The following is a 23,633-nucleotide window of genomic DNA, read 5'->3' on the forward strand; positions in this document are numbered from 1 at the left end:
CGCGGCCACCGCCCGGCACCGGCCTCGACCGGCACGTTCCCCCACCGGTTCCGCGCACCTATACAACACGCGTATACACCGGCAATACACCCCCGAGTAAGGTGGTCCGCATGTCAATCGGTCATACGCTGCTGGGCCTCCTGGAGTCCGGCCCCCGCCATGGCTACGACCTCAAGCGGGCCTTCGACGAACACTTCGGCCAGGACCGCCCGCTGCATTACGGGCAGGTCTACTCCACGATGTCCAGGCTGCTGAAGAACGGCCTGGTCGAGGTCGACGGCGTGGAGGCCGGGGCGGGCCCGGAGCGCAAGCGGTACGCCATCACCGACGCCGGGATCACCGACGTCGGCCACTGGCTGGCCCGGCCGGAGAAGCCCGAGCCGTACCTCCAGTCCACGCTCTACACCAAGGTCGTGCTGGCCCTGCTGACCGACCGGGACGCCGCCGAACTCCTCGACACCCAGCGCGCCGAGCACCTGCGGCTGATGCGCGGCCTGACCGAGCGCAAGCGCACCGGCGACCTCGCCGACCAGTTGATCTGCGACCACGCCCTGTTCCACCTGGAAGCCGACCTGCGCTGGCTGGAGCTGACCGCCGCCCGCCTGGACAAACTCGCGGAGGCGGTCGGCGGATGACCCCCGAGGGATCCCTGCTCGCCGCGGAGGCCCTGTGCAAGGCGTACGGGCCGACGCCCGCCCTGGACGGCGCGGACTTCTCCATCCACCCCGGCGAGGTGGTCGCCGTCATGGGCCCCTCCGGGTCCGGCAAGTCCACGCTGCTGCACTGCCTCGCCGGCATCGTCCGGCCCGACTCCGGCACGGTCCGCTACGGCCCGCACGCCCTGACCGACCTCAGCGACGCCCAGCGCAGTGCGCTGCGCCGGACCGACTTCGGCTTCGTCTTCCAATTCGGCCAACTCGTACCGGAGTTGACCTGCCTGGAGAACGTCGCCCTGCCGCTGCGCCTGAACGGCACCAAGCGCAAGGAAGCCGAACGCCGCGCCCACGACTGGCTGGCGCAACTGGAGGTCGAGGGCGTGGCCAAGCAGCGCCCCGGTGAGATCTCCGGCGGCCAGGGCCAGCGGGTCGCGGTCGCCCGCGCACTGGCCACCACGCCCCGGGTGGTCTTCGCCGACGAACCCACCGGCGCCCTGGACTCCCTCAACGGCGAACGGGTGCTGACGCTGCTGACCAACGCCGCCCGCGACACCAACGCCGCGGTGGTCCTGGTCACCCACGAGGCCCGGGTCGCCGCCTACTCCGACCGGGAGATCGTCGTCCGGGACGGCCGGGTGAAGGACATGGCGGGCCGGATATGACCCTGCTCCGCTCGCAACCCGAGGGCGAGCGGGACACGGCCCCACCCGCCCTGCCGTCCGTGCCGCGCCGGACCGGCCCGCTCGTCTGGACCCGCGACCTCGCCATGGGCATGCGGTTCGCCGCCAGCGGTGGCCGCGAGGGCTGGATCCGCACCGCCCTGACGGCCGCCGGGGTCGCCCTCGGCGTGGCGATCCTGCTGCTGTGCGCCTCCGCACCGACCCTGATGAACGCCTGGCACGGCCGAGAGAAGGCCCGCGAGAACCTCGGCCAGGCGCACCCGCCGCCGCGCGGCGATGGCACCCTCCTGTACTCCTCGGTGGACACCACCTTCCGCGGCACCGCCATCCGCGGCCGGCTGGTGGACCCGGACGGCACGCACCCGCCGGCGCCGCCCGGCGTCGCGCAGCTGCCCGGCCCGGGCGAGATGGTGGTCTCGCCGGCCCTGAAGGACCTGCTGGCCGTCCCCGACAACGCACTGCTGCGCGAGCGGCTGAGCGCCTACCGGATCGTCGGCGTGATCGGCGACCCGGGCCTGGCCGGCCCCCGCGAACTCACCTACCTCGCGCACGACGACAGCCTCGGCGAACGCAACAGCTACCGCATCGACCACTTCGGCAAGAACTGGGACCCACAGCCGCTGAGCACACCCGGCCTGGTCCTGGTGGTCATGACGTGCGTGGCCCTGATGACCCCGGTGATGGTCTTCATCGGCACCTCCGTCCGCTTCGGCAACGAACGCCGGGAACTGCGCCTGGCCGCCCTCCGACTGGTCGGCGCGGACGTCCGCACCACCCGGCGGATCGCCTCCGGCGAGGCGCTGTTCGGATCGCTCCTCGGGCTGTTGGGCGGCGCGGTGCTGTTCCTGCTCGGCCGCCAGCTGGCCCCGTCCATCACGCTGTGGGACATCAACGTCTTCCCCGCGGACGTGACCCCCGCTCCGCTCGCCGCGCTCCTGATCACGGTGCTCGTGCCGACCGCGGCGGTGCTGGTCACGCTGGTCGCCCAGCGCGGCATCACCGTCGAACCGCTCGGCATCGTCCGCAACCGCCCGTCGGTCCGCCGCCGGCTGTGGTGGCGCGTCGCGCTGCCGCTCGTCGGCGCGGGCCTGCTGGTGCCGATGGCGGTGCGGCCGGGCCCGATCGACGATCCGCTCGCCACCGGCCGGCTCGCGCTCGGTTCGACGCTGCTGCTGTTCGGCGTCACGACGCTGCTGCCGTGGCTGGTCGAACGGGTCGTCGGCCGGCTGCGCGGCGGCCCGGTCCCCTGGCAGTTGGCGATCCGCCGGCTCCAGTTGAGCAGCGGCTCGGCGACCCGCGCGGTCAGCGGCATCACCGTCGCGCTGGCCGGCGCCATCGCCATCCACATGCTGATGACCGCCTCGCAGGCCGGGTTCGCCGCCGCGTACGCCAAGTCCGGGCGGCTGCCGCAGATCAGCGTCTGGGGCAACGGGTCGAGCTGGCAGCAGACCGAACGCGTGCTGACCGCGCTGCGCGCCACCCCCGGGGTCACCTCCGTGCGCGGCCTCCTCGACTCCAACACCGGCCGGATGCCCGCCCCGGGCCGCGACACCAGCCGCGACCTCCCCGGCATCGTCGGCGTCGGCACCTGCGCCGAGCTGCGCAAGGTGGCCCGGCTGCCGTCCTGCCGGGACGGCGACGCCTTCGTCACCGACGCCCGCCAAACCTCCGGCGGGGAGCGGGGCGTCACCCCCGGCGCCACCCTCAACCTCAACCCGCCGGACAGCTACGACGAGCCCAGCCCGACCCCCCGGCCCTGGACGGTCCCGCCGTCCACCCGCACCGCCCGCCTCGCCCCGCTCCAGGACGGCCACCGCCTCTACTACGACCTGCTGCTGACCCCCTCGGTCCTCGACGCGTCCCGGCTCTCCCGGCCCACCATGGAGGCCCTCGTCCGCTTCGACCGCGACGTCCCCGACGCCGTCGAGCACATCCGCAACACCGTGGCCCGGATCGACCCGACGATGTCCGAGGGCTCCTCCCTCGACAATCCGCACGACCGGCAGTACGACGGCGTCCGCACGGCGCTCTTCCTCGGCGCGGCGATCACCCTGCTGCTGATCGGCACGGGCCTGATCATCTCCACCATCGAGCAGCTCCACGAACGCCGCCGCCTGCTGTCCACCCTCGACGCGTACGGCGTCCGCCGCGCCACCCTCGGCTGGTCCGTGCTGTGGCAGACCGCCCTGCCGGTCGCGCTCGGCCTGGGCCTGGCGCTGGCCTGCGGGCTGTCCCTCGGCGCACTGCTGCTCTCGGTCATCGGCAGCGGCGTGACGGTCGACTGGCCGGTGGTCGCCGGCATGATCGGCATCGGCGGCGGCGTGATCCTCTTCGTCACCGCGCTGAGCCTGCCGCCGCTGTGGCGCATGATGCGCCCGGAGGGGCTGCGCACGGAGTAGGCGTCACCGAACGAGTGAACGCTTGTCGCACGAGACGCCTGCGGGCGACGCTGCCTACGATGATGACCTCGACACCAGCCATCAGGAGGCACCACATGTCTGCAGCAGCAGTCGAACGACCTCATGTGGGCAAGCTGCCGAGCCTGCTCGAGGAAGCCGAGAAGCTCACTCACTTGCTGCCCGGGCACCGCGTCGAGATCCTCGGGGGAAACCTCACCGTGACACCGCCCGCCGACGGCTCGCACGCCGAGTCGCTGACCAACCTCACCTTCGCGTTCGCGCCGGCGCACCAAGGGGGGACACGAGTGGCCCAGGCCATCGGCCTCTGGCTCCCCGACGGACCCGAGGACTACGCCGTTCCGGACCTCGCCGTGGTGGACGCCGACTACCGCGATCACCTCATCGAGGCCAACTGCTACGACCCCGCGATCTTCCGCTTGGTGGTGGAGGTGACGTCCTCCAACTACGCCACCGACCTCCGGACGAAGGTCGCCGCCTACGCCGTCGCCAAGGTTCCCGTCTACGTCATCGTCGACCGCCGCGCGGAGCGCATCCACGTCCTGACGGACCCGTTCGCCAACGAGTACAACCACCACGAACTCCACGCCGCGGGGCAGCACGTCACGCTGCCCGACTCGATCGGCGCCGAGGTCACCCTCGACGTCGGCGCGATCCTCGAAGCCGCCCGCCCCTGACGCCCCTCACCCCCGCGCGATCCGCACCGGCAGCCCCCGCAGCGCCCTGCGCAGCGCCGCGGCGAACTCCTCGAACTCGGGCTGACGGCCCGAGCCGGCCCGCATCGCCAACGCGATCCGCCGGGAGGGGGCCGGATCGGCGAAGTAGCCCGTGGTCAACAGGTCGTTGCGGGCCGTCTCGACACGCAGTGCGGTGCGCGGCAGGAGCGTGACGCCGAGGCCGCCGGCGACCAGTTGGACCAGCGTGGACAGGCCGGCCGCGCTCGTCGTGACCGGGGTGCTCTCGTCCCGACCCGCCTCGCGGCAGATGTCCAGGGCCTGGTCGCGCAGGCAGTGGCCCTCGTCCAGGAGCAGCAGGTCGAGTTCCTTCAGCGCCGCGCGGGGGATGTCGCCGCGGCCGCCGAGCCAGTGCTCCTTGGGGGCGACCAGCACGAAGTCCTCGTCGAACAGCGGGATTTCGGTGACCTGCGGGACGCCGAGCGGCACCGCGAGCAGCAGCAGGTCCAGCCGGCCGTGCGCCAGGCCGTCCAGCAGCGAGGCGGTCTGCTCCTCGTGCACCTGGAGGTCGAGGTCCGGGTAGGTGTCGTGGACCAGGCGGAGCACGGCGGGCAGCAGGTACGGGGCGACGGTCGGGATGACGCCGAGGCGCAGCACGCCGGTGAAGGGCGCGCGGGCCGCCTCCGCCTCCTCCATCAGCGCGCCGACGGCGTCCAGCACCGCCCGGGCGCGGGCCGCCACCCGCTCCCCCGCCGGCGAGAGCAGCACCTTGCGCGTCGTACGCTCCAGGAGCTGCACGCCGAGGGCCTCCTCCAGGGCGGAGACGGCGCCGGAGAGCGCGGGCTGGCTCATGCCGATCTCGGCCGCCGCCTCGCGGAAGTGCAGGTGCTCGGCGACCGCGGCGAACGCCCGCAGCTGGGCCAGGCTGGGTTGGCGGGTCCGTCCGCCGGGGTTCGTGGGGGATGCCACTGATAACCACCTCCGATCAACATCCACAAGTCTAGCTATTTCCCTGATCAATGGCTCCTGTGGCACTGTGTGAAGCGTCCAAGCCTCAAGGAAAGACCAGAAAGACCCCCATAGGGGACTTTCTTGCAACAAGGAGAGCGCGTGCTCACTGTCGGTGACAAGTTCCCCGAGTTCGACCTGACCGCCTGCGTCTCGCTGGAGAAGGGCGCGGAGTTCGAGCAGATCAACCACAAGACCTACGAAGGCAAGTGGAAGATCGTCTTCGCCTGGCCCAAGGACTTCACCTTCGTGTGCCCGACCGAGATCGCCGCGTTCGGCAAGCTGAACGAGGAGTTCGCCGACCGCGACGCCCAGATCCTCGGCTTCTCCGGCGACTCCGAGTTCGTGCACCACGCCTGGCGCAAGGACCACCCGGACCTGACCGACCTGCCCTTCCCGATGCTCGCGGACTCCAAGCACGAGCTCATGCGCGACCTGGGCATCGAGGGCGAGGACGGCTTCGCGCAGCGCGCCGTCTTCATCGTCGACCAGAACAACGAGATCCAGTTCACCATGGTGACCGCCGGCTCCGTCGGCCGTAACCCCAAGGAGGTCCTGCGGGTCCTGGACGCCCTGCAGACCGACGAGCTGTGCCCCTGCAACTGGAGCAAGGGCGAGAACACCCTGGACCCGGTCGCCCTGCTGGCTGGTGAGTGACACCCATGGCTCTCGATGACCTCAAGTCCGCGGTTCCGGACTACGCCAAGGACCTGAAGCTGAACCTCGGTTCGGTGATCGGCAACAGCGACCTGCCGCAGCAGCAGCTGTGGGGCACCGTCCTGGCCTGCGCGATCGCCTCGCGCTCGCCCAAGGTGCTGCGCGAGCTGGAGCCGGAGGCGAAGGCCAACCTCTCCGCCGAGGCGTACACCGCCGCCAAGTCGGCCGCCGCCATCATGGGGATGAACAACGTCTTCTACCGGACGCGCCACCTGCTCTCCGACCCGGAGTACGGCAACCTGCGCGCCGGTCTGCGGATGAACGTCATCGGCAACCCGGGCGTGGACAAGGTCGACTTCGAGCTGTGGTCGCTCGCCGTCTCCGCCATCAACGGCTGCGGCATGTGCCTGGACTCGCACGAGCAGGTCCTGCGCAAGGCCGGCGTCGAGCGCGAGACGATCCAGGAGGCCGTCAAGATCGCGGCCGTCCTGGAGGCCGTCGGCGCCACCCTCGACGCCGAGGCCGCCCTCGCCGAGTAAGGCCGGGCGCGGCGGGCGGCGTTGCCCCCGCACCACGCACGAAGGAACCCCCGCGGACCCGAGGTCCGCGGGGGTTCCGTGCGTTCGCCGGGCGGCACCGGCGGCGCCCGCGCGCCTGCCGGTGCCGCCGGTCGTCACTCCTTGGTCGGGGTCTCGCGGTGCCGCGGCGGCCGGGTCGGGGCGACCGCGATCGCGGTCGCACCGCGCGGCGGCACCGTCATCCGCAGCGCCTGCTCCCGCGAGTACGACCGGAGGTAGCCGACGACGGTGTTGGTGACGGCCACCAGCGGAACCGCCACCACCGCACCGCCGATGCCGGCGATCAGGCTGCCCGCGGCGACCGAGAGGATCACCGCCAACGGGTGCACCCGGACCGCCCGGCCCAGGATGAACGGCTGGAGCACGTGGCTCTCGATCTGGTTCACCGCCAGCACCACGGCCAGCACCAACAGCGCCGTGAAGACGCCCTGGGTGACCAGCGCGACCACGCACGCCAGCGCGCCCGAGACCACCGCGCCGATCAGCGGGATGAAGGCGAACAGGAAGATGAAGACGGCGAGCGGGACGGCCAGCGGCACGTCGAGGAAGTAGAGCCCGATGCCGATGAAGATGGCGTCGATCAGCGCGACCAGGACCGTCCCGCGGATGTAGGCGGTCAGCGTCCGCCAGGCGCGCGGGCCGGCGCCCGCCACCCCCTCGCGGGCCGCGCCCGGCACGAGCTTGAGCGTCCACTCCCAGATCCGCCGGCCGTCGTAGAGCAGGAACAGCGTGGTGAACATCGCCAGCAGGATGCCGGTGAACACCTCCAGGATGACCGTGACGCCCTCCAAGCCGGCCGAGGTGATCGCCTCGGTGTTGGCGCCGATCGCGTCCTGGAGGTTCTTGGCGATGTGGTTGATCTGGCTCTCGGTCACGTGGAACGGGCTCTTGAGCAGCCAGCCCTTCAGCTCGGTGATGCCCTCCTGGATGCGGCTGGACACCGAGTCGATGTTGTCCTGGACCTGCCACACGACGAACCAGCCGACCAGCCCCATCACCACGAAGCCGCCGATGAAGGTCAGCGCGGTCGCCGGCCCGCGCGGCACCTTGCGCTGTCGCAACCAGGCCACGGTGGGCTGGAGCAGCGCCGTGATCAACAGCGCCGCGACGAAGGCCAGCACCACCAGCGAGACGGTGGTGATCGCCTTCGCCAGCACCCACAACGTCCCGGCCAGCACCAGCAGTCGCCAACTGGCCTCGGCCGCGACCCGGACGCCCCAGGGCACCGCGGCCACCGGATCGGGACGGGCGGCGACGGCCGGCGCGTAGGTCGGCGGCGCGGGCACCGATTCGGGCGCCCGGGCGGCGGCGGGGACCGGTGCCGTCTCCTGCGCTGCGGCCACGGGCTCGGCCGGCACCTCCGGCCGGTGCCGCGGCGCTCCGTTGGCGGCATCCACGGTGTCGCCGGCGGTGTCGGCCGCCGCCGCGTCCACCGCGGTCATCGCGTCCGCCGCCGTCATCGCGTCCGGCCCCCAGGCGACCGTCGCGGTGCGGCCGGCCGGCACGCCCTCCGCGGGCGCCCCGTTCGCCGGGATCCGCACGCCCGAGCCGACGCGTCCGGCGCGCCCCGGCGCCCGCCCGTCCTCGGACGCGTCGGACGCGTCGGAGGGTGCCGCCGGGCTCCGGTCAGAGGGGGCCTCCAGCTCCGCCTCCGCACGGCGGCGCTGGTCCTCCAGCCGCTGCGAGAGCCGGGTCAGGCCGGCGCCTAGGCCACCGACCCACTGAGGCAATCTGGACATGTCGCTTCCTCTTCCCCGCCCTTGCGGCCATCTGACGCCCCGACGTTACCCGGGCCGGACGCGCGAAACCCCCGAACGCGTCGCGTTCGGGGGTTTCGGAGCACGGTGACACGGCCGGTTCGGGCCGTGCAGCGGCCTAGTACCAGCTGTTCGCCTGCCAGAACGACCAGGCACCGCAGGGGCTGCCGTACCGGCTGTTCATGTAGTTCAGGCCCCACTTGATCTGGGTGGCCGGGTTGGTCTGCCAGTCGGACCCCGCGGAGGACATCTTGGAGCCGGGCAGCGCCTGGACCAGGCCGTAGGCGCCGGAAGAAGCGTTGGTGGCGTGGTAGTTCCAGCCGGACTCGTGGTCCACGATGTTGCTGAAGCACTGGAACTGGTCGGACGCGATCATCTGGCGCGCCATCGACTGCGTCTCGGCGATGCTGTACGAGGCCTTGGAAACGAAGTCGCTGGCATCCCGGACGGCCGAGCGGGAGGCGGCCAGTGCCTTCTCGCGCTCCTTGGCCGCCTTGTCGGCCTTCGCCTTGTCGGCCGCGTCCTTCTTGCTCTGCGCGGTCTCGGCGGCTGCCTTACGGGCCGACTCCTGTGCGGACTTCAGCGCTGCCGTGTCCGCCTGGGTGGAGGCGGTGTCTGCCTGCTGCGTCAACGACGCAGTCTGCACCTGGGCCTGCTGGCCCGCGGGGATGTCAGCAATGGTCGCGTCGGCCGCCGTGGCCTCGGTGTTGCCCACCGATGCCTGGCTGCCCGATGCGACGCCGACGACGGCGCCGACGGTGGTGACCGCGGTGGCGGAGGCCACTGCGAATCCCCGGACCGAGATCCGGCTCACACGTTTTCCTTCCAGCATCGCCCGCTTAGGTGACCTCGCGGACGCAATCGTGCCCCTGGCGCTGGCCTCCCCTTGTTCCGGCACCCGTTGAGCGGTGGGCACCGGCTGGTCACGGGAGGCACGGGCCCGGTGCGTCCCCCTCGGGGGTCCGCGTGGTGCTCGGGCGGCATACGGCAACTCGCTATGAAGTTCGGGTCGTCCATACACCCTGGAGGGTGCGTCTGGGCCGTATGCGGGGCCTGACAGGACCCAGACTTTGCCCGAACGGGCTACCGGGAAGCAATTCCCTACCGGGTGTGAAAGCTCACACCTCGTTTACCCCCCGGAATTTCCGGATATTCGAGCGCACGCGAACGCCGCCCGGCTAAGCTCCTGCGCTCTTCCGGGCGGCGTTCCGTTCCACAACCGGTCAGATCCTGTCGTCCTCCAGCATTTCGGTCACCAGTGCGGCGATCGGCGACCGCTCCGAACGGTTCAGGGTCACGTGCGCGAAGAGCGGATGCCCCTTCAGCTTCTCGACGACGGCGGCCACTCCGTCGTACCGCCCGACCCGGAGGTTGTCGCGCTGGGCGACATCGTGCGTCAGCACGACCCGGGAATTGGCGCCGATCCGGGACAGCACGGTCAACAGGACGTTCCGCTCCAGTGACTGGGCCTCGTCCACGATCACGAACGCGTCGTGCAGCGACCGGCCCCGGATGTGGGTCAGCGGCAGCACCTCCAGCATCCCGCGGGCGACCACCTCTTCGATGACGTCCTTGGTGGTCACCGCGGACAGCGTGTCGAAGACGGCCTGGGCCCAGGGGCTCATCTTCTCCGCCTCGGTGCCCGGCAGGTACCCCAGTTCCTGTCCGCCGACCGCGTACAGCGGCCGGAACACCATCACCTTGCTGTGCTGACGGCGTTCCAGCACCGCCTCCAGCCCGGCGCACAGGGCCAGCGCCGACTTGCCGGTGCCGGCCCGACCGCCCATCGACATGATGCCGACCTCCGGGTCGAGCAGGAGGTCCAGCGCGATCCGCTGCTCGGCGCTGCGGCCGTGGATGCCGAACGCCTCCCGGTCCCCGCGCACCAGCCGGACCGCCCCCTCCGGGGTGACCCGGCCGAGGGCCTTGCCGCGCTCGGACTGCAGGACGAGCCCGGTGTGCACCGGGAACTCCTCCGCGCCCGGGACGTGGGCGGTCTCGGTGGCGAACAGGTCGTCCACCTGCTCGGCGGAGAGGGCGAGTTCGGCCATCCCGGTCCAGCCGGAGTCGGTGATCGCCAGCTCGGCGCGGTACTCCTCGGCCAGCAGCCCCACCGCGGACGCCTTGATGCGCATCGGCAGGTCCTTGGAGACGACGGTGACGTCGAACCCCTCGGCCTGGAGGTTGCGGGCGACCGCGAGGATCCGCGAGTCGTTGTCGCCCGGTCGGCTGTGGCCGTTGAGGAAGGCGGCGGGTAGCAGTCCGGGGTCGGAGTGGTTGAGCTCGACCCGGAGCGTCCCGCCGAGTTCCCCGATGGGGATGGGCGCGTCCAGCCGCCCGTACTGCACCCGGTACTCGTCCAGCCTGCGCAGCGCCTGCCGCGCGAAGTACCCGAGTTCGGGATGGTGCCGCTTGGCCTCCAACTCCGTGACCACGACGACCGGCAGCACCACTTCGTGTTCGTCGAAGCGGGACATGGCGGCCGGATCCGCCAGCAGGACGCTGGTGTCGAGGACATAGGTGCGCCGGTCGCTCTCACGGCGCTTCTTGCTGTTCACCACGGGTGGACGAACCCCCTCGGATGAGGTCGGGGTGCGACGACGTCGCCGGGGACAGGGCCGGGTTCTGGCCGCGCTGCGCGGGCCGAACGCCGGCCCTCCGCGTCGTCCGTGCTCCAGGCACGAGCGTCCGTGATGCGCAAAGGGCCTCCCGGGCGGACGGCCCCATGCCGTCCACTGAGATCCGGTGCCCACTGGCTTGTTTGTTCCGGGCACCGACCTGCCAGGGATATTCCCTTCAACCCCCGCGCCCATGCCACGGCATATGACACACGCTCGATGAACCTTTGGTTACAGGTGCCCGCTGACCGGCGGAAAGGCGGGCGAAGCAGCAACGGGGCGCAGGTGGGGCGCCCGGAAGCGCTCCCGGCGGAGGGGCGCCGGAAAGGGCGTCAGGAGAAGCACCGTCAGCCCGCGGAGGACGCGCCCCCGAGGCGCGAACCCCGGTGGCGCCCGGGGTCCACGCGGCGCGCCGTGACCGGAACGCACCCTTCAAAGTTGGCTGGATCACACACCACGGCGTGGCCGAAAGCCATCTGTCGGGGGGCGAACCCAGGCCGCCCGGCCCGGGTTCCGTCCGTGGGAGCGGCCCCTAGAAGCCGAAGCGCCGGTGCCGGGCCGCGTAGTCGCGCAGGGCCCGCAGGAAGTCGACCTTCCGGAACGCCGGCCAGAAGACCTCGCAGAAGTAGTACTCGGAATGCGCGCTCTGCCAGAGCATGAAGCCCGACAGCCGCTGCTCGCCGCTGGTGCGGATCACCAGGTCCGGGTCGGGCTGGCCACGGGTGTAGAGGTGCTCCGAGATCAGGTCGATGTCGACGATCTCGGCCAGCTCCTCGAAGCTCGTGCCGCGCTCGGCGTGCTCCAGCAGCAGCGAGCGGACCGCGTCCGCGATCTCCTGGCGGCCGCCGTAGCCGATCGCGACGTTCACCAGGACGCCCTTGTTGTCGAGGGTGTCCTGCTCGGCCTGCTTCAGGACCCGCTGGGTCTCGTCGGGCAGCAGGTCGCGGTTGCCGACGTGGTGCACCCGCCAGCGGCCGTCCGCGGCCAGGTTGCGCACGGTGTTCTCGATGATCCCCAGCAACGGGGTCAGCTCGGCCGCCGGCCGGTCGAGGTTGTCCGTGGACAGCAGCCAGAGCGTGACGACCTCCACGTCGGTCTCCGCGCACCAGCCCAGCAGCTCGTCGATCTTGGCGGCACCGGCCAGGTGGCCCTGCTCGGTCGTACGCCCGTCGGCCCGGGCCCAGCGCCGGTTGCCGTCGAGGATGACGCCGATGTGCTTGGGCACCTGGGTGTGGTCCAGCCGGCCCTCGACCCGACGGGCGTACAGCCGGTAGACGAGATCGCGCAGTGCCGGCGGATACGGGATGCGCATCCCGGAAGATCGCAGCATGTGTGGTCCAGCCCCTCCGTGCCGATGGCCATCGCCCCGTCGCCTAAGGGGGGCAACTTTACTTCTCGGCTGTCTCGACAGCCCAATCAGGTACGTCACAAGTCCGTGATAGGGAGAGGACCATGACCACTGGCACCGACTACCGCGCCGCGGATTCACGCTATGCCTCCATGGAGTACCGGCGTACCGGCCGCAGCGGCCTCAAACTCCCTGCCATCTCCCTCGGACTCTGGCACAACTTCGGGGACGATCGCACCCTCAGCTCGCAGCGGGCCATTCTGCGCCGCGCCTTCGACCTGGGCATCACCCACTTCGACCTGGCCAACAACTACGGGCCGCCGCCCGGGTCCGCCGAACTGAACTTCGGAAAGATCTTCGCGCAGGACTTCCGCGGCTACCGCGACGAGATCATTCTCTCGACAAAAGCCGGATATCTGATGCACCCCGGCCCTTACGGCGAATGGGGCTCCCGGAAATACCTGCTCTCCTCGCTGGACGCCTCGCTGAAGCGGATGGGCGTGGATTACGTCGATATCTTCTACTCGCACCGCTTCGATCCGGACACCCCGCTGGAGGAGACGATGGGCGCGCTGGCGTCCGCCGTCCAGCAGGGCAAGGCCCTCTACGTCGGGGTCTCGTCCTACCACGCGGAGCAGACCCGGGAGGCGGTCCGCATCCTGCGCGAGATGGGCGTGCGCCCGCTGATCCACCAGCCCTCGTACTCGATGATCAACCGCTGGATCGAGGACGACGGGCTGCTGGACGCGCTGGACGAGGCCGACATGGGCTGCATCTCCTTCGCCCCGCTGGCGCAGGGCATGCTCACCGACAAGTACCTGCACGGCGTCCCCGAGGGCTCGCGCGCCGCGCAGGGCAAGTCGCTGGACCCGAACCTCCTCACCGACGAGGTCGTCCGCCGCCTGCGCGGGCTCAACGAGATCGCCGCCCGGCGCGGCCAGTCACTGGCCCAGCTCGCGTTGAACTGGGTGCTGCGGGACCCGCGGATGACCTCCGCACTCATCGGCGCCAGCAGTGTGGCCCAGTTGGAGGCCAATGTCGCGGCGCTGGGTGCCCCCGCGCTCTCCGATGCGGAGCTGGCCCAGATCGACGCGTTCGCCCAGACCACGGAGGGCGTGAACATCTGGGCCCGGCGCTGAGCCGAGGGCCCGCGGGCCGCGCGCGGCTCGTACGACGTTCCCGCTGGTCAGTGGCGTTTCGACGGCCGCCGGCCAGGGCCGGGGGCAGGGACGGAACAAAAAGCGGGCCGGTCCGTGGGGGGGATACGGACCGGCCCGAGGGGGGGCTTCCACCATAACCCCGTGGGGGGAGTGCTCGGTGCACCGCGGGGTGACCGGCGTGGCTCGGGGCGGTTGAGGGCGGGGTCAGGGGGGTGCGGTGGCGCCCAGCAGCAGGCCGCAGAGGGCCCCGACGATCATGAACGGGCCCAGTGGCATGGTCGCCTTGCGGTCCGCGCGGCGCGTCACCAGCAGGTACGTGGCGTAGAGCGCGGCGAGCAGCACCCCGGCCGCGCCCCCGGTGACCAGGGTGGGCCAGCCGTACCACCCAAGGGCTACCCCGAGGCCGAGCGCCAGCTTGACGTCCCCGAGCCCGAGGCCCGAGGGGTTGAGGAGGGACAGCAGGAGGTAGCAGCCGGCGAGGGCCGGGCCGGCGAGGAGGGCGCGCAGGGCGGGGGCCGGTTCGCCGGTGAGCCAGCCGACGGCGCCGAGGGCCGCCGCGGTGCCGCCGGCCAGGGGCAGGGTCAGGGCGTCGGGGAGGCGCTGCACCCGCCGGTCGACGAGGGTCAGGAGCACCGCCACGGGGGTCGCGAGCAGCCAGACGGCGAGTTCCGGACGGGCCCCGGTGGCGGCGGCCAGCGCCGCGCAGGCCAGTGCGGTGGCCGTTGCGGTCGGCCGGGGGGCCGGTCCGTAGGACGCCTTGCAGGGTGGGCAGTGGGCGCGGCCCAGCCAGCCGCGGGCCGGTCCGGTGAGCGGGTGGCCGTCGGGGCAGTGCGCGCGCCACTCCTCCTCGGGCGGCACGGCGAACCGGTGCGCGGGCCGCGGCAGGAACAGGCCGGCGGCGGCCCCGTAGGCGGCGGCGAGGGCGATCAGCGTGACGGACACGTCTCGACCCTAGAACGCGGTGGTTGATACAACGGCGGGCATGGGGAGTTGGGCGGATGGGCGGGGCGTCCTGGAGGGCGCCGAGGTCGAGGTTCCGGTGGAGGTCGCGGCGTCCCACCGGGCGCGGACCCGGGGGCTGTTGGGCCGGGACGGGATCGTGGGGGCGTTGTTGCTGACGCCGGCGAGCGGGGTGCACACGTTCGGGATGCGGTTCGCGATCGATGTCGCCTACCTGGGCCGGGACTTCACCGTGCTGGACGTCCGCACCATGCGGCCGGGGCGGCTGGGGCGGCCGCGGCTGCGGGCCCGGCACGTACTGGAGGCGGAGGCCGGGGAGTTGGCCCGGTGGGGCGTGCGCCGCGGGGCGGTGGTCCGGGTGCGGGTGCGGTGAAGGAGCCGCACCCGCACCGGGGCGGGGCGCGGACTCAGCCGTCCGTGGGGGCGGTGGCGGCTGCCGGGACGCGGGTGGGGACGGCTGCGGGGGTGGGGGTGGGTCGGTCGCGGAGGGTGGCGGCCCAGACCGTGGCGGCGAGGGCGAGCAGGCCGGTGGCGGCGCCGACCCAGGCGACGGAGGAGAGGCCGAGGCCGGCGTCGATGGTGAGGCCGCCGAGCAGGGGGGTGAGGGTGATGCCGACGTTGAAGGCCGAGGTGTTGACGGCGGGCACCAGGGTGGGGGCGTCGGGGGCGAGGCGGAAGACCCGGGACTGGACGACCGGGTTGGTCACGTAGGTGGTGAAGCCGAGGACGAGGACCAGCGCGAGGGTGCTCGGCAGGTGGGTGGCGGTGCAGGCCAGGGCGGCGGAGGCGAGGGTGAGGGCCGCGACGCCGAGGACGAGGGTGCGCAGCGGCGCGGTGTCGGCGAAGCGGCCCCCGACGGTGACGCCGATCAGGCCGCCGACGCCGTAGAGGGAGAGGACCGCGGGGACCCAGCCGGCGGGGAGTCCGGTGACGTCGGTCAGGAGGGGGGCGAGGTAGCTGAAGGTGACCACGCCGGCGCCGAAGGTCAGTGCGGTGACGAGGTAGGAGAGCCAGAGCCGGGGGCGGGCCATGCCGGCCAACTCGCGCCGCATGGAGGGAACGTGGGCGGCCGCCGGCGCGCGGCGGGGAGTGGGGAGGGCGATGAGGAGGGAGAGGGCGCTGAGGACGGTGAGGCCGGCCACGGCCCAGAACGCCGTGCGCCAGCCGGCGTGTTGGCTGAGGAGCGTTCCGGCCGGCACGCCCACGACGGTGGCGAGGGTGAGCCCCGTGCCGACCGCGGCGAGCGCCCGGCCCTTCGCCTGCGGCGGCACCAGGCTCACCGCGGTCGCGGCGGCCACCGACCAGAAGCCGGCGTAGGCGACCGCGCTGACGATGCGGGTGGCGAAGAGGACGCCGTACCCGGGGGCCAGGGCGCCGACCACGTGCCCGACGACGAAGACCAGTTGGAAGGCGATGAGCGCGGTGCGGCGCGGCACCCGCAGGGTGGCGACGGCGAGCACGGGGGCGCCGAGGACCATCCCGATGGCGAACGCGGAGACCAGCAGGCCGGCGTCGGGGAGGGAGACGCCGAGGTCGGCGGCGATGTCGGGGAGGAGGCCGGAGAGCATGAACTCGGAGCTGCCCTGGGCGAAGATCGCCAGGCCGAGGAGGTGGACGGCGAGCGGCATGGTTCCTTCTCGATCGAGTGGGAGTGGCGGGGTGGTGGAGCGGGCGGGGCGCCGTGGCGCCGCCGGACCCGTTTTGTATTGATCAGTTCAAAACTGGGGCAGGGGGTGGCCAGGGGTGAGCCCCGGTCGGGGGTGGGTGGCCGGTGCGGCGCGGGCCGCGGGGTGGGCTAGAAGGCCGCCAGGGTCGCGTCGGCGACGCTCTCCAGGGTGGGCCGGTCGACGCCGGCACGGGCCGACACGCGCAGGCCGCCGACCGCGGCGATGAGGAGGTGGGCGAGGGTGCGGGAGTCCCGGTCGGCGGCGATGTCACCGTCGCGCTGGCCGGACTCGATCACGGCGCGGAGCATCTCCAGCCGCACGCCGTAGTCCCGCTCCAGGGCCGCGGCCACCGGGGCGTCGTGCGACGAGACCTCGACGGCGGCGTTGACGACGAGACAGCCGCGGCCGTCGGGGTAGCGGGTGAACTCCTCGTCGATGATCCGCTGGAGGACGGCGCGGAGCCTCTGGCGGGCGGTGCGGGCGTCGTCGTCGAGGAGCGCGGCGAGTTCGCCGTTCTTGTGCTCCATGTAGCGGGCCAGGGCGCGCTCGAAGAGGTCGTGCTTGCTCTTGAAGGCGTTGTAGATGCTGCTGCGCCCCAGGCCGGTGGCGTCGCACAGGTCCTGGGTGGACGTGGCTTCGTAGCCGGCGGCCCAGAACGCCTGCATCGCGGCGTCGACCGCCCGCTCCTCCTCGAACTTCCTGGGTCGGGCCATGGAGGAACGCTAACACTTTTTGGATCGACCGGTCCAATACGGGGCGGGGGGTGGCGGTCCGGGGCTATCCGCCGTTGCGCGGGAAGCTCACCTCGACCCGGCGGTTCTTGCGGCGGCCGGCCTCGGTGCTGTTGTCGGCGATCGGGTACTGCTCGCCGTAGCCGCGGATCTGGAAGGTGACCGAGGAGCCGAGGTCGACGGCGAGTTCGCGTTGCACGGCGTTGGCCCGCTGCTTGGACAGGACCAGCCCGTGCGCGGCGGAGCCGAGGTTGTCGGTGAAGCCGAACACCCGCAGGTTGGTCGCGTGCTGCTTGCGGACCTCGTCGGCGATGGCGCTGATCCGGGCCAGCGCGTCGGTCGACAGCTCGGCGCTGTCCTTGCTGAAGAGGACCTCGGCCTGGAGCGCGAAGGTGATGTTGTCGTTGGTGTCCTGCCGGCGCTCGGAGCCGTCGTCGGTCTCCACGATGGACTTGATGTTGAGGACCTTGGGCGGGGCGAGCTTGGCTCCCTGGACCATCCGCAGGTTGGGGTTGGTGGCGTCGATGTGCACCGGCGCGGTGGTGTCCTCGGTGATGCCCGGCGGGTCGGCGTGGGCGGCGGGGGCGGTCAGGGCGACGGTCAACAGGAGCGCGGCGGTGGCCGTGAGGGCCGTGCGGGAGGCGGTCATCGCGGGGCTCAGTCGGTGATCTTGAGGGTGGCCGGCGGCAGCGTCGGCAGTTGGAAGTCGACCTCGGTCACCTTGGCGGGTGGCGCCGGGAACTGCGCGAAGATGGGCCGGCTCTGCCCCGGCAGCAGTCCGCTCAGGCCCGTCGTGCACAGGCACTCGCCGTTGGTGTCGCGGAGCACCAGGTAGCGCTTCTTGCCCAGCTTGTCGACCAGGGTGGCGCCGGAGATCGACGAACGGGACTTCAGCTCGGTCTCGTTGGAGCGCCAGTCGATGGCGTTGAAGGCCCGGGTGCCGTGGTTGGTGACGGTGCCCTCGACGGTGACGAAGCCGCCGGCGTCGCGGACCGCGGAGTTCAGGGTGACCACGACGCCGTCGGGGCCCTTCATCTCGCCGATCACCTTGTCCGCGTCGGCCGCGGGGGAACCGGCGCCGCCGCCGTCGGGGGTGGCGCTGTGGGCGGCCGGTTTCCGGCCGTCCTTGCCGGGCGCGTCGCCGCCGTCGCCGCCCCCACCGCAGCCGGCCACGAGGAGGGCCAGGCCGACCGCGCTCGCCGTGGCGACCGCTCCCCTGGCGGCCTTCGTGGTGCGCCGAATGCTCATGGATGCGTTCCTTCGCTCAGTGCGGTCGGGAGGTCGGTGAGGGTCATGGGCGGCGGTCCCGTGGCAGTGGTGGGGGGGGAAGGAGGGGAACGGCGGTGGTCACCGGGCCAGGCGTACGGAGAACAGGTCGGCGGCCGTGGGGAGGTCCTGCGGGCGGTCGGGGTCGAGCGTCCAGCCCTTGCCGTCGCAGGTGAGGGTGCGGGGGGCGGGCGTGGGGGCCGGGCCGTCCTTGCCGCCGGGGGACGGCGCGGGCCCGGCGGTGGGTCCCTGGCCGGGCGGTCCGACGGTGCAGCGCGGGGCGACGACCGCCTTCGCCTCGGCCTCGGCGTGGGTGCTCCCGGTGCCCGGGATCACCGAATCGCCCACCGCGTGCCGGGTCTTGACGGTGACGGCGAACGACGTCGGCCAGGAGTCCGGCGTGCAGGACGACACCGCGGCGTCGTTGCGGCCGGCGAACCAACCGGCGTTCTCGCAGGCCGCGTCGGAGGGGACGCCGCGGCCCGCGAGGAGTCCTTCCCAGGCCGCCGGGTCCATCGCACCGCCGCCGTCGCGGAGCCCGTCGAGGACGCCCTTGCGCAGGTCGTCGCGGTACTTCTGGCCGGCGGCGAGCGCGGCGGCGTCCGCGGCGGTCTGGGCGCCGTTGCGGGTGGCCGCCGCCTGGCCCACGGCGAAGAAGGCGAGCGCGAGGAAGAGCAGGCCCCCGATCGCGACGACGTAGATCGGCAGGGTCTGCCCGGCGTCGCGCCGGTGGCGGCGTGTGACGGGGGTGGCCGGCACGGGCGGAGCGTCGGGCGCTAGATCCCGACGACGTCGGAGATCTTGTTGGCGATGGCGTTGGCGATCTGGCTGCCGAAGTCGGTGGTCGACAGGACCAGGACGATCGCCACGACCACCGCGATGATGCCGAGGTACTCGATCGAGGTCTGTCCCCGGTCGTTCCGTACGATCCGCTTCGCCATCGTCCACCCCTCCATGGGCCGCCGTCCCGCTCTGGTCCGGCCGGTGAGTCCCCGTGGTGCGCTCGTCCGCGCGCATGACACGAGAAAAGTACGCCGGAACGGCGCTCCCGGAACAGAGGTTCCGAACCTGCCCCTCGTCCGAAACCACCAACGAGGGAACGGGCATCGTGTTTCGGCCAGCGTGCGCCACCTCAGCCACCCCCGCTCCCCCTCCGGAATCCCCGGAGCGCCGCCCGTCGTCGCGGCCTCCCTGCCCATGCGGCCCGTTCGTGGCGCGCACTGCGGTGTGCACCGGCCGAACGGCGCCACCACTGTGGCACAACTCGTTGCGCCTGCGAAGAGTTTGACGGGAATGCACAGCACGGACCGGTCTCATCCGGCCGCGACGGCGATGTGCATCCGCAAGCACCGCGCGTGGGGGCAGGGACGCGGCCGCTCACTTGTTCATCAGGGAACCGAAGTCGGTGCCCGAGCCGAGGAAGAAACCGGCGATGAGCAGGATCATCGTGGCCGGAACCATGAACGTGGTGACGACCATGGTGGCCTTGGGGACCGCGCGGGCCGCCCGTCGGCGGGCGTTCTGGGCGTCCGTGCGGCGCATGTCGTTGGCGATCTGGATGAGCGTCTCGACGATCGGCGAGCCGAGTTCCTCGCCCTGCTGGAGGGCGGTGACGAACTGCGCGACCTGCTCGGAGTCGTTGCGTTTCCGCAGCTCCTCGAAGGCGGCGCGGCGGCTGACGCCCATGTCCATCTGGCGCAGGGTGATGCTCAGTTCGTCGGCCCAGGGGCCTTCGTACTTCTCGGCGACCCGGTCCAGGGCCTGCCGGAAGCTCAGGCCGGCGCTCACCACGACGGCCAGCACGTCGAGAAAGTCCGGAAGCGTGCGCTCGATGGTGTCCTTGCGCTGCCGGATGGCCGCCCAGATGCCCACCTCGGTCCAGAAGAGGCCGAACAGCACCATCAGGACGCCCAGGAGGGGTTGCCCCTTCAGGAACATCACCAGCGCGCCGAAGAACCCCAGCGCTCCGTAGACCGCGCGGCGGGCGGCGTAGCGGTCGACGGTGAGCCCGCCCGGGTTGCCGGCCAGGTCGATCCGGCGGCGGACCCGGGACACCCGCTTCTCGCCCATCAGCCGCAGGACGAGCGGGGCGTAGCGCATCCCGGTGCGGTCCACGGCCGAGCCGACGACGGTGGCGCGGGTCGCGCCGACCTCCAAGGACAGCGCGAGGTCGGGCGGGAGCCGGGCCTCGCGGCGGTAGAGCGCGATCCCGCAGCAGACGCCGGCGACCGACAGGGCCAGGGCGAGGGCCAGCACGATTCCGATTGCCATCAGTCCTTCTTTCGGCAGCTGCCGGACGCCTAGACGTCGATCTTGGAGAGCCGGCGGATGAGGAAGAAGCCGAACCCGTACAGGACGAACGCCACCACGACCGCGAGTTGGCCGAGGAAGGACGACGTCATCCGGTCGATGGCGCCCGGCGCGATGCGGTTCATCAGCAGCAGGGTGCCGATGCCCAGGAGCGGTACGACGTAGGCGGTGACCACGACCTGGGAGAGCTGGGTGCGGACCTCGCGGCGGGTCTCCTTGCGCTCCTCCAGGGTCTTGGTGAGGTTGCGCAGCGAGCCGATGACGGTGCCGCCGGCGCGGTTGGCGAGCACCAACGTGGTGACCAGGACGACCAGTTCGCGGGAAGGCAGGCGTTCGGCCAGCTCGCCGAGGGCGTCGTCGACGGAGTGGCCGACGGCGAGCTTGTCGGAGACCTTGGCCAGCTCCTCGCCGGCGGGGGCCTCCAGTTCCTCGGCGGCCATGGCCAGGGCGGTGCGCAGGGCCAGGCCGGCCTGGGTGGCGTTGGCGAGGATCCGGGAGAGTTCGGGGAGTTGGTTGATGAACTTCTCGATGCGTTTCTGCCGCTGCCAGTTGAGGAAGGCGAACGCCGCCCAGATGGCGATCACCGCGGCGATCGGCCCGAAGAACGGGGCGAGGACGGCCTGGGCGGCCACCCACAGCCCGATCACCGCGGCGACCATGTAGACGAAGAACTCGCCCGGGGTGAGGTCCAGTCCGGTGGCGGCCAGCCGCAGCGCCAGGCGGTGGCCGAAGCGGGTGGTGCGCAGGGTGCGGTCGACGGACGGGAAGCGGCGGCGCCGGCCGACCACGGGCAGCCCGCTGGCGTCGTCGAGCCGGTCGACGAGGGCCTGTCGCTGGGCCCGCCCGGCGGCGTAGCTGCGGACCCCGGCGACGGCGAACGCGCCGCAGAGCACGGTGGCGCCGAGGGCGAGCAGGGCGAGGGTGCTGCCGCCGGTCATGCGGTGGCCTTCCGGGTGGCGAGTTGGTCGTCGGTGGCCGCCACGCCGTAGGCGGGCGGGGTGGGCTCGCCGGCCATGAAGAGGCGTTCGGCGACCCGGCGGGGCAGCGGGAAGTAGCGGAACGCGCCGTGCACCACGCGGTCGGCGCCCATCGGTTCGGCCTCGAAGCGGCAGACCGTCACGAGCCGGTAGTCGTCGTGGCCGCGGGAGTCCAGCAGGGCGACCTCGCTGATCCGGCGGGTGCCGTCGGCGTGCCGGGTCAGTTGGACCAGGCAGTCGACGGCGCTGTTGATCTGGTCGCGCAGCGCCTCGAAGGGGATGGTGACGTCCGACATGGAGGCGAGCGTCTGGAGCCGCATCAGGGCGTCCTCGGTGCTGTTGGCGTGGACGGTGGCGAGCGAACCGTCGTGGCCGGTGGACATCGCCTGGAGCATGTCGAGGGTCTCGCCGCCGCGGACCTCGCCGACGATGATCCGGTCGGGGCGCATCCGCAGCGAGTTGCGGACCAGGTCGCGGATGGTGATCCGGCCCTTGCCCTCGACGTTGGGCGGGCGGGACTCCAGCCGGATGACGTGGGTCTGCTGGAGCTGGAGTTCGGCGGCGTCCTCGACGGTGATGATCCGCTCGCCGTCCGGGATGAGTCCGGAGAGGGCGTTGAGCAGGGTGGTCTTACCGGCTCCGGTGGCGCCGGAGACCACCACGTTGAACTTGGCGCGCACCAGCCCCGCCAGCAGCATCAGCATCTGTTCGTCGAGGGTGCCGATGCCGATGAGTTCGGCGAGGGTGTAGGCGCGGGGGAAGCGGCGGATGGTGAGGGTGGCGCCGTTGAGGGCCAGCGGCGGGATGATGACGTTGACGCGTTCGCCGGTGGGCAGGCGGGCGTCGACCATCGGATTGGACTCGTCCACCCGGCGGTTGACGGTGGAGACGATCCGCTCGATGGTCTGCATGAGCTGCTCGTGGGAGGCAAAGCGGACCGGCACCAGCTCCACCCGGCCGTGCCGTTCGACGTAGACCTGGTCGGGGCCGTTGACCATGATCTCGGTGACCGAGGCGTCCTCCAGGAGCGGTTCGAGCACGCCGAGGCCGAGCGCCTCGTCGACCACCCGGCGGATGAGCTGGGCGCGTTCCGCGGTGGACAGGACCGGGCCCTCGCGGCTGATGATGTGTCCCAGGACGCGTTCCAGTCGGGAGCGGCGCTCGGCGGCGGTCAGCGAGGACATCTCGGCGAGGTCGATCTCCGCCAGCAGTTTGGCGCGGTAGACGGCCACCAGATGGCCGTCCTGGTGCTCCTCACCGGCCGGTTCGGGGGCGACGATCCTGGCTTTGAGGCTCATCGCGGGGGCGCTCCTGTCGTCGTGCGCGAAGCGTGCGCCGACGCTCCCGGCGCTGCTTCGGGGCGGGGCATGGTGGCGCTGCGGCGCGCGGAGCCGAAGTCCGCGCCGGGGACGATCGAGGGGATCCGCACGGTCACGGTGGCGCTGACGCTGTCGCCGGAGCCGCCGACGGTGATCGCGGCGTGCTCGGCGACCCAGCCGCTGATCGCGGCCCGGCCGGCACTCTGCGGGTCGGTCTCCTGGTCGGCGTGGTCCATCGAGGCGGTGCGGGCCGCGGCGCGGGCGGCGGTGCCGGCCTGTTGGACGGCGTAGGCGGCCAGGCCCAGTTGGACGGCGGCGAGCGCGACGACGAGCAGCAGCGGGAGGATGCCGAGGAACTCCAGGGAGGCGGAGCCGCGGTCGCGGGCGCGCCGGCCGCGCCGGGCGGGGGTGGGGGGCCGGTGGGTCATCCGTCGCGTGCCTCCTTGGCGGCGCCGGCGGTGCCGGTGACCGTCCACGGGAAGTCGCCGGCGCCGGGGAAGAGCACCGGGACCTTGATCCGGACCGTGGCCTTCCACAGGCCGGCCTCGGTGGTGCAACTGGTGCTGGCGCCGCCCAGCCAGGCGTGCGGGAGTTGGTGGGTGACGGCGGCGCGGCAGGCACCGCCGCCACCGTCCTCCAGGGCGGTGGCGGCCCGCGCGCCCCGGTCGGCGGCGTGCGCGGCCAGGGCGTAGGTGTACCCGGTGAGCGCGCACTGCCACAGCAGGACGAGGACGACGAGGATCAGCGGGAGCAGTCCGAGGAACTCGACCGCGACCTGGCCGCGGTCGTCGGCGCGGCCTCGACCGCGCTCGTCCGGCGACCGGCCGGTCCCTGCGGGACGCCGCATCGC

At 72.2% G+C, this 23,633-nt stretch carries 25 protein-coding genes; 8 read left to right on the forward strand and 17 right to left on the reverse strand.

Annotated features, from left to right (window positions below; genetic code table 11):
- Nucleotides 1–110: 110 nt before the first annotated feature.
- From ABD385_RS14655 to ABD385_RS14670, 4 genes are all read left to right on the forward strand, one after another.
- On the forward strand, nt 111–635 hold the full coding sequence (locus ABD385_RS14655) for a PadR family transcriptional regulator (RefSeq protein WP_344575623.1): 525 nt from the start codon (nt 111–113) through the stop codon (nt 633–635).
- Nucleotides 632–1,318, forward strand: a complete 687-nt coding sequence (locus tag ABD385_RS14660; RefSeq protein WP_344575624.1) for an ABC transporter ATP-binding protein — start codon at nt 632–634, stop codon at nt 1,316–1,318. The genes ABD385_RS14655 and ABD385_RS14660 overlap by 4 nt, the downstream gene beginning before the upstream one ends.
- Entirely contained in the window at nt 1,315–3,735 is a 2,421-nt protein-coding gene (locus tag ABD385_RS14665) for an ABC transporter permease (protein WP_344575625.1), read from the forward strand. Before ABD385_RS14660 ends, ABD385_RS14665 begins: the two co-directional genes overlap by 4 nt.
- 95 nt (nt 3,736–3,830) lie before the next feature.
- Nucleotides 3,831–4,430, forward strand: coding sequence for a Uma2 family endonuclease (locus ABD385_RS14670; protein ID WP_344575626.1), 600 nt, complete (start codon nt 3,831–3,833; stop codon nt 4,428–4,430).
- A gap of 6 nt (nt 4,431–4,436) precedes the next feature.
- Here ABD385_RS14670 and ABD385_RS14675 read toward each other — a convergent pair whose 3' ends face one another.
- A complete protein-coding gene (locus tag ABD385_RS14675) occupies nt 4,437–5,396 on the reverse strand; it encodes a hydrogen peroxide-inducible genes activator (protein WP_344575627.1) in 960 nt (319 codons plus the stop codon).
- 141 nt (nt 5,397–5,537) lie between these two features.
- Between ABD385_RS14675 and ABD385_RS14680 the strand changes: the two genes are divergently transcribed.
- The gene (locus ABD385_RS14680) at nt 5,538–6,092 is read left to right on the forward strand and encodes a peroxiredoxin (RefSeq protein ID WP_344575628.1); all 555 of its coding nucleotides are present in this window, start codon (nt 5,538–5,540) and stop codon (nt 6,090–6,092) included.
- 5 nt (nt 6,093–6,097) lie between these two features.
- On the forward strand, nt 6,098–6,631 hold the full coding sequence (locus ABD385_RS14685; RefSeq protein WP_344575629.1) for an alkyl hydroperoxide reductase: 534 nt from the start codon (nt 6,098–6,100) through the stop codon (nt 6,629–6,631).
- A gap of 134 nt (nt 6,632–6,765) precedes the next feature.
- Here ABD385_RS14685 and ABD385_RS14690 read toward each other — a convergent pair whose 3' ends face one another.
- From ABD385_RS14690 to ABD385_RS14705, 4 genes are all read right to left on the reverse strand, one after another.
- Nucleotides 6,766–8,409, reverse strand: coding sequence for an AI-2E family transporter (locus ABD385_RS14690; RefSeq protein ID WP_344575630.1), 1,644 nt, complete (start codon nt 8,407–8,409; stop codon nt 6,766–6,768).
- 136 nt (nt 8,410–8,545) lie between these two features.
- Nucleotides 8,546–9,241 carry an aggregation-promoting factor C-terminal-like domain-containing protein gene (locus tag ABD385_RS14695; protein WP_275463132.1) on the reverse strand — a complete coding sequence of 232 codons (696 nt, stop codon included), beginning with the start codon at nt 9,239–9,241 and terminating at the stop codon, nt 8,546–8,548.
- A gap of 409 nt (nt 9,242–9,650) precedes the next feature.
- Nucleotides 9,651–10,988, reverse strand: a complete 1,338-nt coding sequence (gene phoH2, locus ABD385_RS14700) for an RNA 5'-3' helicase PhoH2 (protein WP_344575631.1) — start codon at nt 10,986–10,988, stop codon at nt 9,651–9,653.
- Nucleotides 10,989–11,577: 589 nt separating this feature from the next.
- A complete protein-coding gene (locus ABD385_RS14705; RefSeq protein ID WP_344575699.1) occupies nt 11,578–12,357 on the reverse strand; it encodes an isoprenyl transferase in 780 nt (259 codons plus the stop codon).
- 140 nt (nt 12,358–12,497) lie between these two features.
- Here ABD385_RS14705 and mgrA point away from each other — a divergent pair, with 140 nt between their 5' ends.
- Nucleotides 12,498–13,532, forward strand: coding sequence for an L-glyceraldehyde 3-phosphate reductase (mgrA, locus tag ABD385_RS14710; protein WP_344575632.1), 1,035 nt, complete (start codon nt 12,498–12,500; stop codon nt 13,530–13,532).
- Between the two features lie 225 nt (nt 13,533–13,757).
- On the opposite strand, the gene ABD385_RS14715 is transcribed toward mgrA, so the two are convergent.
- The gene (locus tag ABD385_RS14715; RefSeq protein ID WP_344575633.1) at nt 13,758–14,495 is read right to left on the reverse strand and encodes a prepilin peptidase; all 738 of its coding nucleotides are present in this window, start codon (nt 14,493–14,495) and stop codon (nt 13,758–13,760) included.
- 40 nt (nt 14,496–14,535) lie between these two features.
- Between ABD385_RS14715 and ABD385_RS14720 the strand changes: the two genes are divergently transcribed.
- Nucleotides 14,536–14,886 (forward strand): DUF192 domain-containing protein, encoded by a 351-nt coding sequence (locus tag ABD385_RS14720; RefSeq protein WP_344575634.1) that lies wholly within the window; start codon nt 14,536–14,538, stop codon nt 14,884–14,886.
- Between the two features lie 34 nt (nt 14,887–14,920).
- On the opposite strand, the gene ABD385_RS14725 is transcribed toward ABD385_RS14720, so the two are convergent.
- From ABD385_RS14725 to ABD385_RS14775, 11 genes are all read right to left on the reverse strand, one after another.
- Nucleotides 14,921–16,141, reverse strand: a complete 1,221-nt coding sequence (locus ABD385_RS14725) for a Cmx/CmrA family chloramphenicol efflux MFS transporter (RefSeq protein WP_344575635.1) — start codon at nt 16,139–16,141, stop codon at nt 14,921–14,923.
- A gap of 167 nt (nt 16,142–16,308) precedes the next feature.
- Complete coding sequence (locus tag ABD385_RS14730) at nt 16,309–16,893, reverse strand: TetR/AcrR family transcriptional regulator (RefSeq protein WP_344575636.1); 585 nt, start codon at nt 16,891–16,893, stop codon at nt 16,309–16,311.
- A 64-nt stretch (nt 16,894–16,957) separates the two neighbouring features.
- Nucleotides 16,958–17,560, reverse strand: coding sequence for an OmpA family protein (locus ABD385_RS14735; RefSeq protein ID WP_344575637.1), 603 nt, complete (start codon nt 17,558–17,560; stop codon nt 16,958–16,960).
- Between the two features lie 8 nt (nt 17,561–17,568).
- Nucleotides 17,569–18,159, reverse strand: a complete 591-nt coding sequence (locus ABD385_RS14740) for a hypothetical protein (protein ID WP_344575638.1) — start codon at nt 18,157–18,159, stop codon at nt 17,569–17,571.
- Between the two features lie 99 nt (nt 18,160–18,258).
- Nucleotides 18,259–18,936, reverse strand: a complete 678-nt coding sequence (locus tag ABD385_RS14745) for a pilus assembly protein TadG-related protein (RefSeq protein ID WP_344575639.1) — start codon at nt 18,934–18,936, stop codon at nt 18,259–18,261.
- 17 nt (nt 18,937–18,953) lie between these two features.
- Complete coding sequence (locus tag ABD385_RS14750; RefSeq protein ID WP_016573405.1) at nt 18,954–19,118, reverse strand: hypothetical protein; 165 nt, start codon at nt 19,116–19,118, stop codon at nt 18,954–18,956.
- Nucleotides 19,119–19,554: 436 nt separating this feature from the next.
- Complete coding sequence (locus tag ABD385_RS14755) at nt 19,555–20,448, reverse strand: DUF5936 domain-containing protein (RefSeq protein ID WP_344575640.1); 894 nt, start codon at nt 20,446–20,448, stop codon at nt 19,555–19,557.
- 29 nt (nt 20,449–20,477) lie between these two features.
- The gene (locus ABD385_RS14760) at nt 20,478–21,425 is read right to left on the reverse strand and encodes a type II secretion system F family protein (protein ID WP_344575641.1); all 948 of its coding nucleotides are present in this window, start codon (nt 21,423–21,425) and stop codon (nt 20,478–20,480) included.
- On the reverse strand, nt 21,422–22,762 hold the full coding sequence (locus tag ABD385_RS14765) for a TadA family conjugal transfer-associated ATPase (protein ID WP_344575642.1): 1,341 nt from the start codon (nt 22,760–22,762) through the stop codon (nt 21,422–21,424). Before ABD385_RS14765 ends, ABD385_RS14760 begins: the two co-directional genes overlap by 4 nt.
- The gene (locus ABD385_RS14770) at nt 22,759–23,211 is read right to left on the reverse strand and encodes a TadE/TadG family type IV pilus assembly protein (RefSeq protein WP_344575643.1); all 453 of its coding nucleotides are present in this window, start codon (nt 23,209–23,211) and stop codon (nt 22,759–22,761) included. Before ABD385_RS14770 ends, ABD385_RS14765 begins: the two co-directional genes overlap by 4 nt.
- A complete protein-coding gene (locus ABD385_RS14775; protein ID WP_344575644.1) occupies nt 23,208–23,630 on the reverse strand; it encodes a TadE/TadG family type IV pilus assembly protein in 423 nt (140 codons plus the stop codon). Before ABD385_RS14775 ends, ABD385_RS14770 begins: the two co-directional genes overlap by 4 nt.
- Nucleotides 23,631–23,633 lie beyond the last annotated feature (3 nt).

This window comes from Streptomyces lunalinharesii (assembly GCF_039532155.1).
GTDB classification, from domain to species: domain Bacteria; phylum Actinomycetota; class Actinomycetes; order Streptomycetales; family Streptomycetaceae; genus Streptomyces; species Streptomyces lunalinharesii.

What these genes read in the sequence shown, in the direction of transcription:
- ABD385_RS14765 (WP_344575642.1), bottom strand. Translation starts at nt 22,762, where the DNA reads ATGAGCCTCAAAGCCAGGATCGTCGCCCCCGAACCGGCCGGTGAGGAG.
- ABD385_RS14690 (WP_344575630.1), bottom strand. Translation starts at nt 8,409, where the DNA reads ATGTCCAGATTGCCTCAGTGGGTCGGTGGCCTAGGCGCCGGCCTGACC.
- ABD385_RS14655 (WP_344575623.1), top strand. Translation starts at nt 111, where the DNA reads ATGTCAATCGGTCATACGCTGCTGGGCCTCCTGGAGTCCGGCCCCCGC.
- ABD385_RS14720 (WP_344575634.1), top strand. Translation starts at nt 14,536, where the DNA reads ATGGGGAGTTGGGCGGATGGGCGGGGCGTCCTGGAGGGCGCCGAGGTC.
- ABD385_RS14665 (WP_344575625.1), top strand. Translation starts at nt 1,315, where the DNA reads ATGACCCTGCTCCGCTCGCAACCCGAGGGCGAGCGGGACACGGCCCCA.
- ABD385_RS14770 (WP_344575643.1), bottom strand. Translation starts at nt 23,211, where the DNA reads ATGACCCACCGGCCCCCCACCCCCGCCCGGCGCGGCCGGCGCGCCCGC.
- ABD385_RS14755 (WP_344575640.1), bottom strand. Translation starts at nt 20,448, where the DNA reads ATGGCAATCGGAATCGTGCTGGCCCTCGCCCTGGCCCTGTCGGTCGCC.
- ABD385_RS14730 (WP_344575636.1), bottom strand. Translation starts at nt 16,893, where the DNA reads ATGGCCCGACCCAGGAAGTTCGAGGAGGAGCGGGCGGTCGACGCCGCG.
- ABD385_RS14760 (WP_344575641.1), bottom strand. Translation starts at nt 21,425, where the DNA reads ATGACCGGCGGCAGCACCCTCGCCCTGCTCGCCCTCGGCGCCACCGTG.
- ABD385_RS14775 (WP_344575644.1), bottom strand. Translation starts at nt 23,630, where the DNA reads ATGCGGCGTCCCGCAGGGACCGGCCGGTCGCCGGACGAGCGCGGTCGA.
- ABD385_RS14685 (WP_344575629.1), top strand. Translation starts at nt 6,098, where the DNA reads ATGGCTCTCGATGACCTCAAGTCCGCGGTTCCGGACTACGCCAAGGAC.
- ABD385_RS14750 (WP_016573405.1), bottom strand. Translation starts at nt 19,118, where the DNA reads ATGGCGAAGCGGATCGTACGGAACGACCGGGGACAGACCTCGATCGAG.
- ABD385_RS14735 (WP_344575637.1), bottom strand. Translation starts at nt 17,560, where the DNA reads ATGACCGCCTCCCGCACGGCCCTCACGGCCACCGCCGCGCTCCTGTTG.
- ABD385_RS14660 (WP_344575624.1), top strand. Translation starts at nt 632, where the DNA reads ATGACCCCCGAGGGATCCCTGCTCGCCGCGGAGGCCCTGTGCAAGGCG.
- ABD385_RS14670 (WP_344575626.1), top strand. Translation starts at nt 3,831, where the DNA reads ATGTCTGCAGCAGCAGTCGAACGACCTCATGTGGGCAAGCTGCCGAGC.
- ABD385_RS14740 (WP_344575638.1), bottom strand. Translation starts at nt 18,159, where the DNA reads ATGAGCATTCGGCGCACCACGAAGGCCGCCAGGGGAGCGGTCGCCACG.
- mgrA (WP_344575632.1), top strand. Translation starts at nt 12,498, where the DNA reads ATGACCACTGGCACCGACTACCGCGCCGCGGATTCACGCTATGCCTCC.
- ABD385_RS14705 (WP_344575699.1), bottom strand. Translation starts at nt 12,357, where the DNA reads ATGCGCATCCCGTATCCGCCGGCACTGCGCGATCTCGTCTACCGGCTG.
- ABD385_RS14725 (WP_344575635.1), bottom strand. Translation starts at nt 16,141, where the DNA reads ATGCCGCTCGCCGTCCACCTCCTCGGCCTGGCGATCTTCGCCCAGGGC.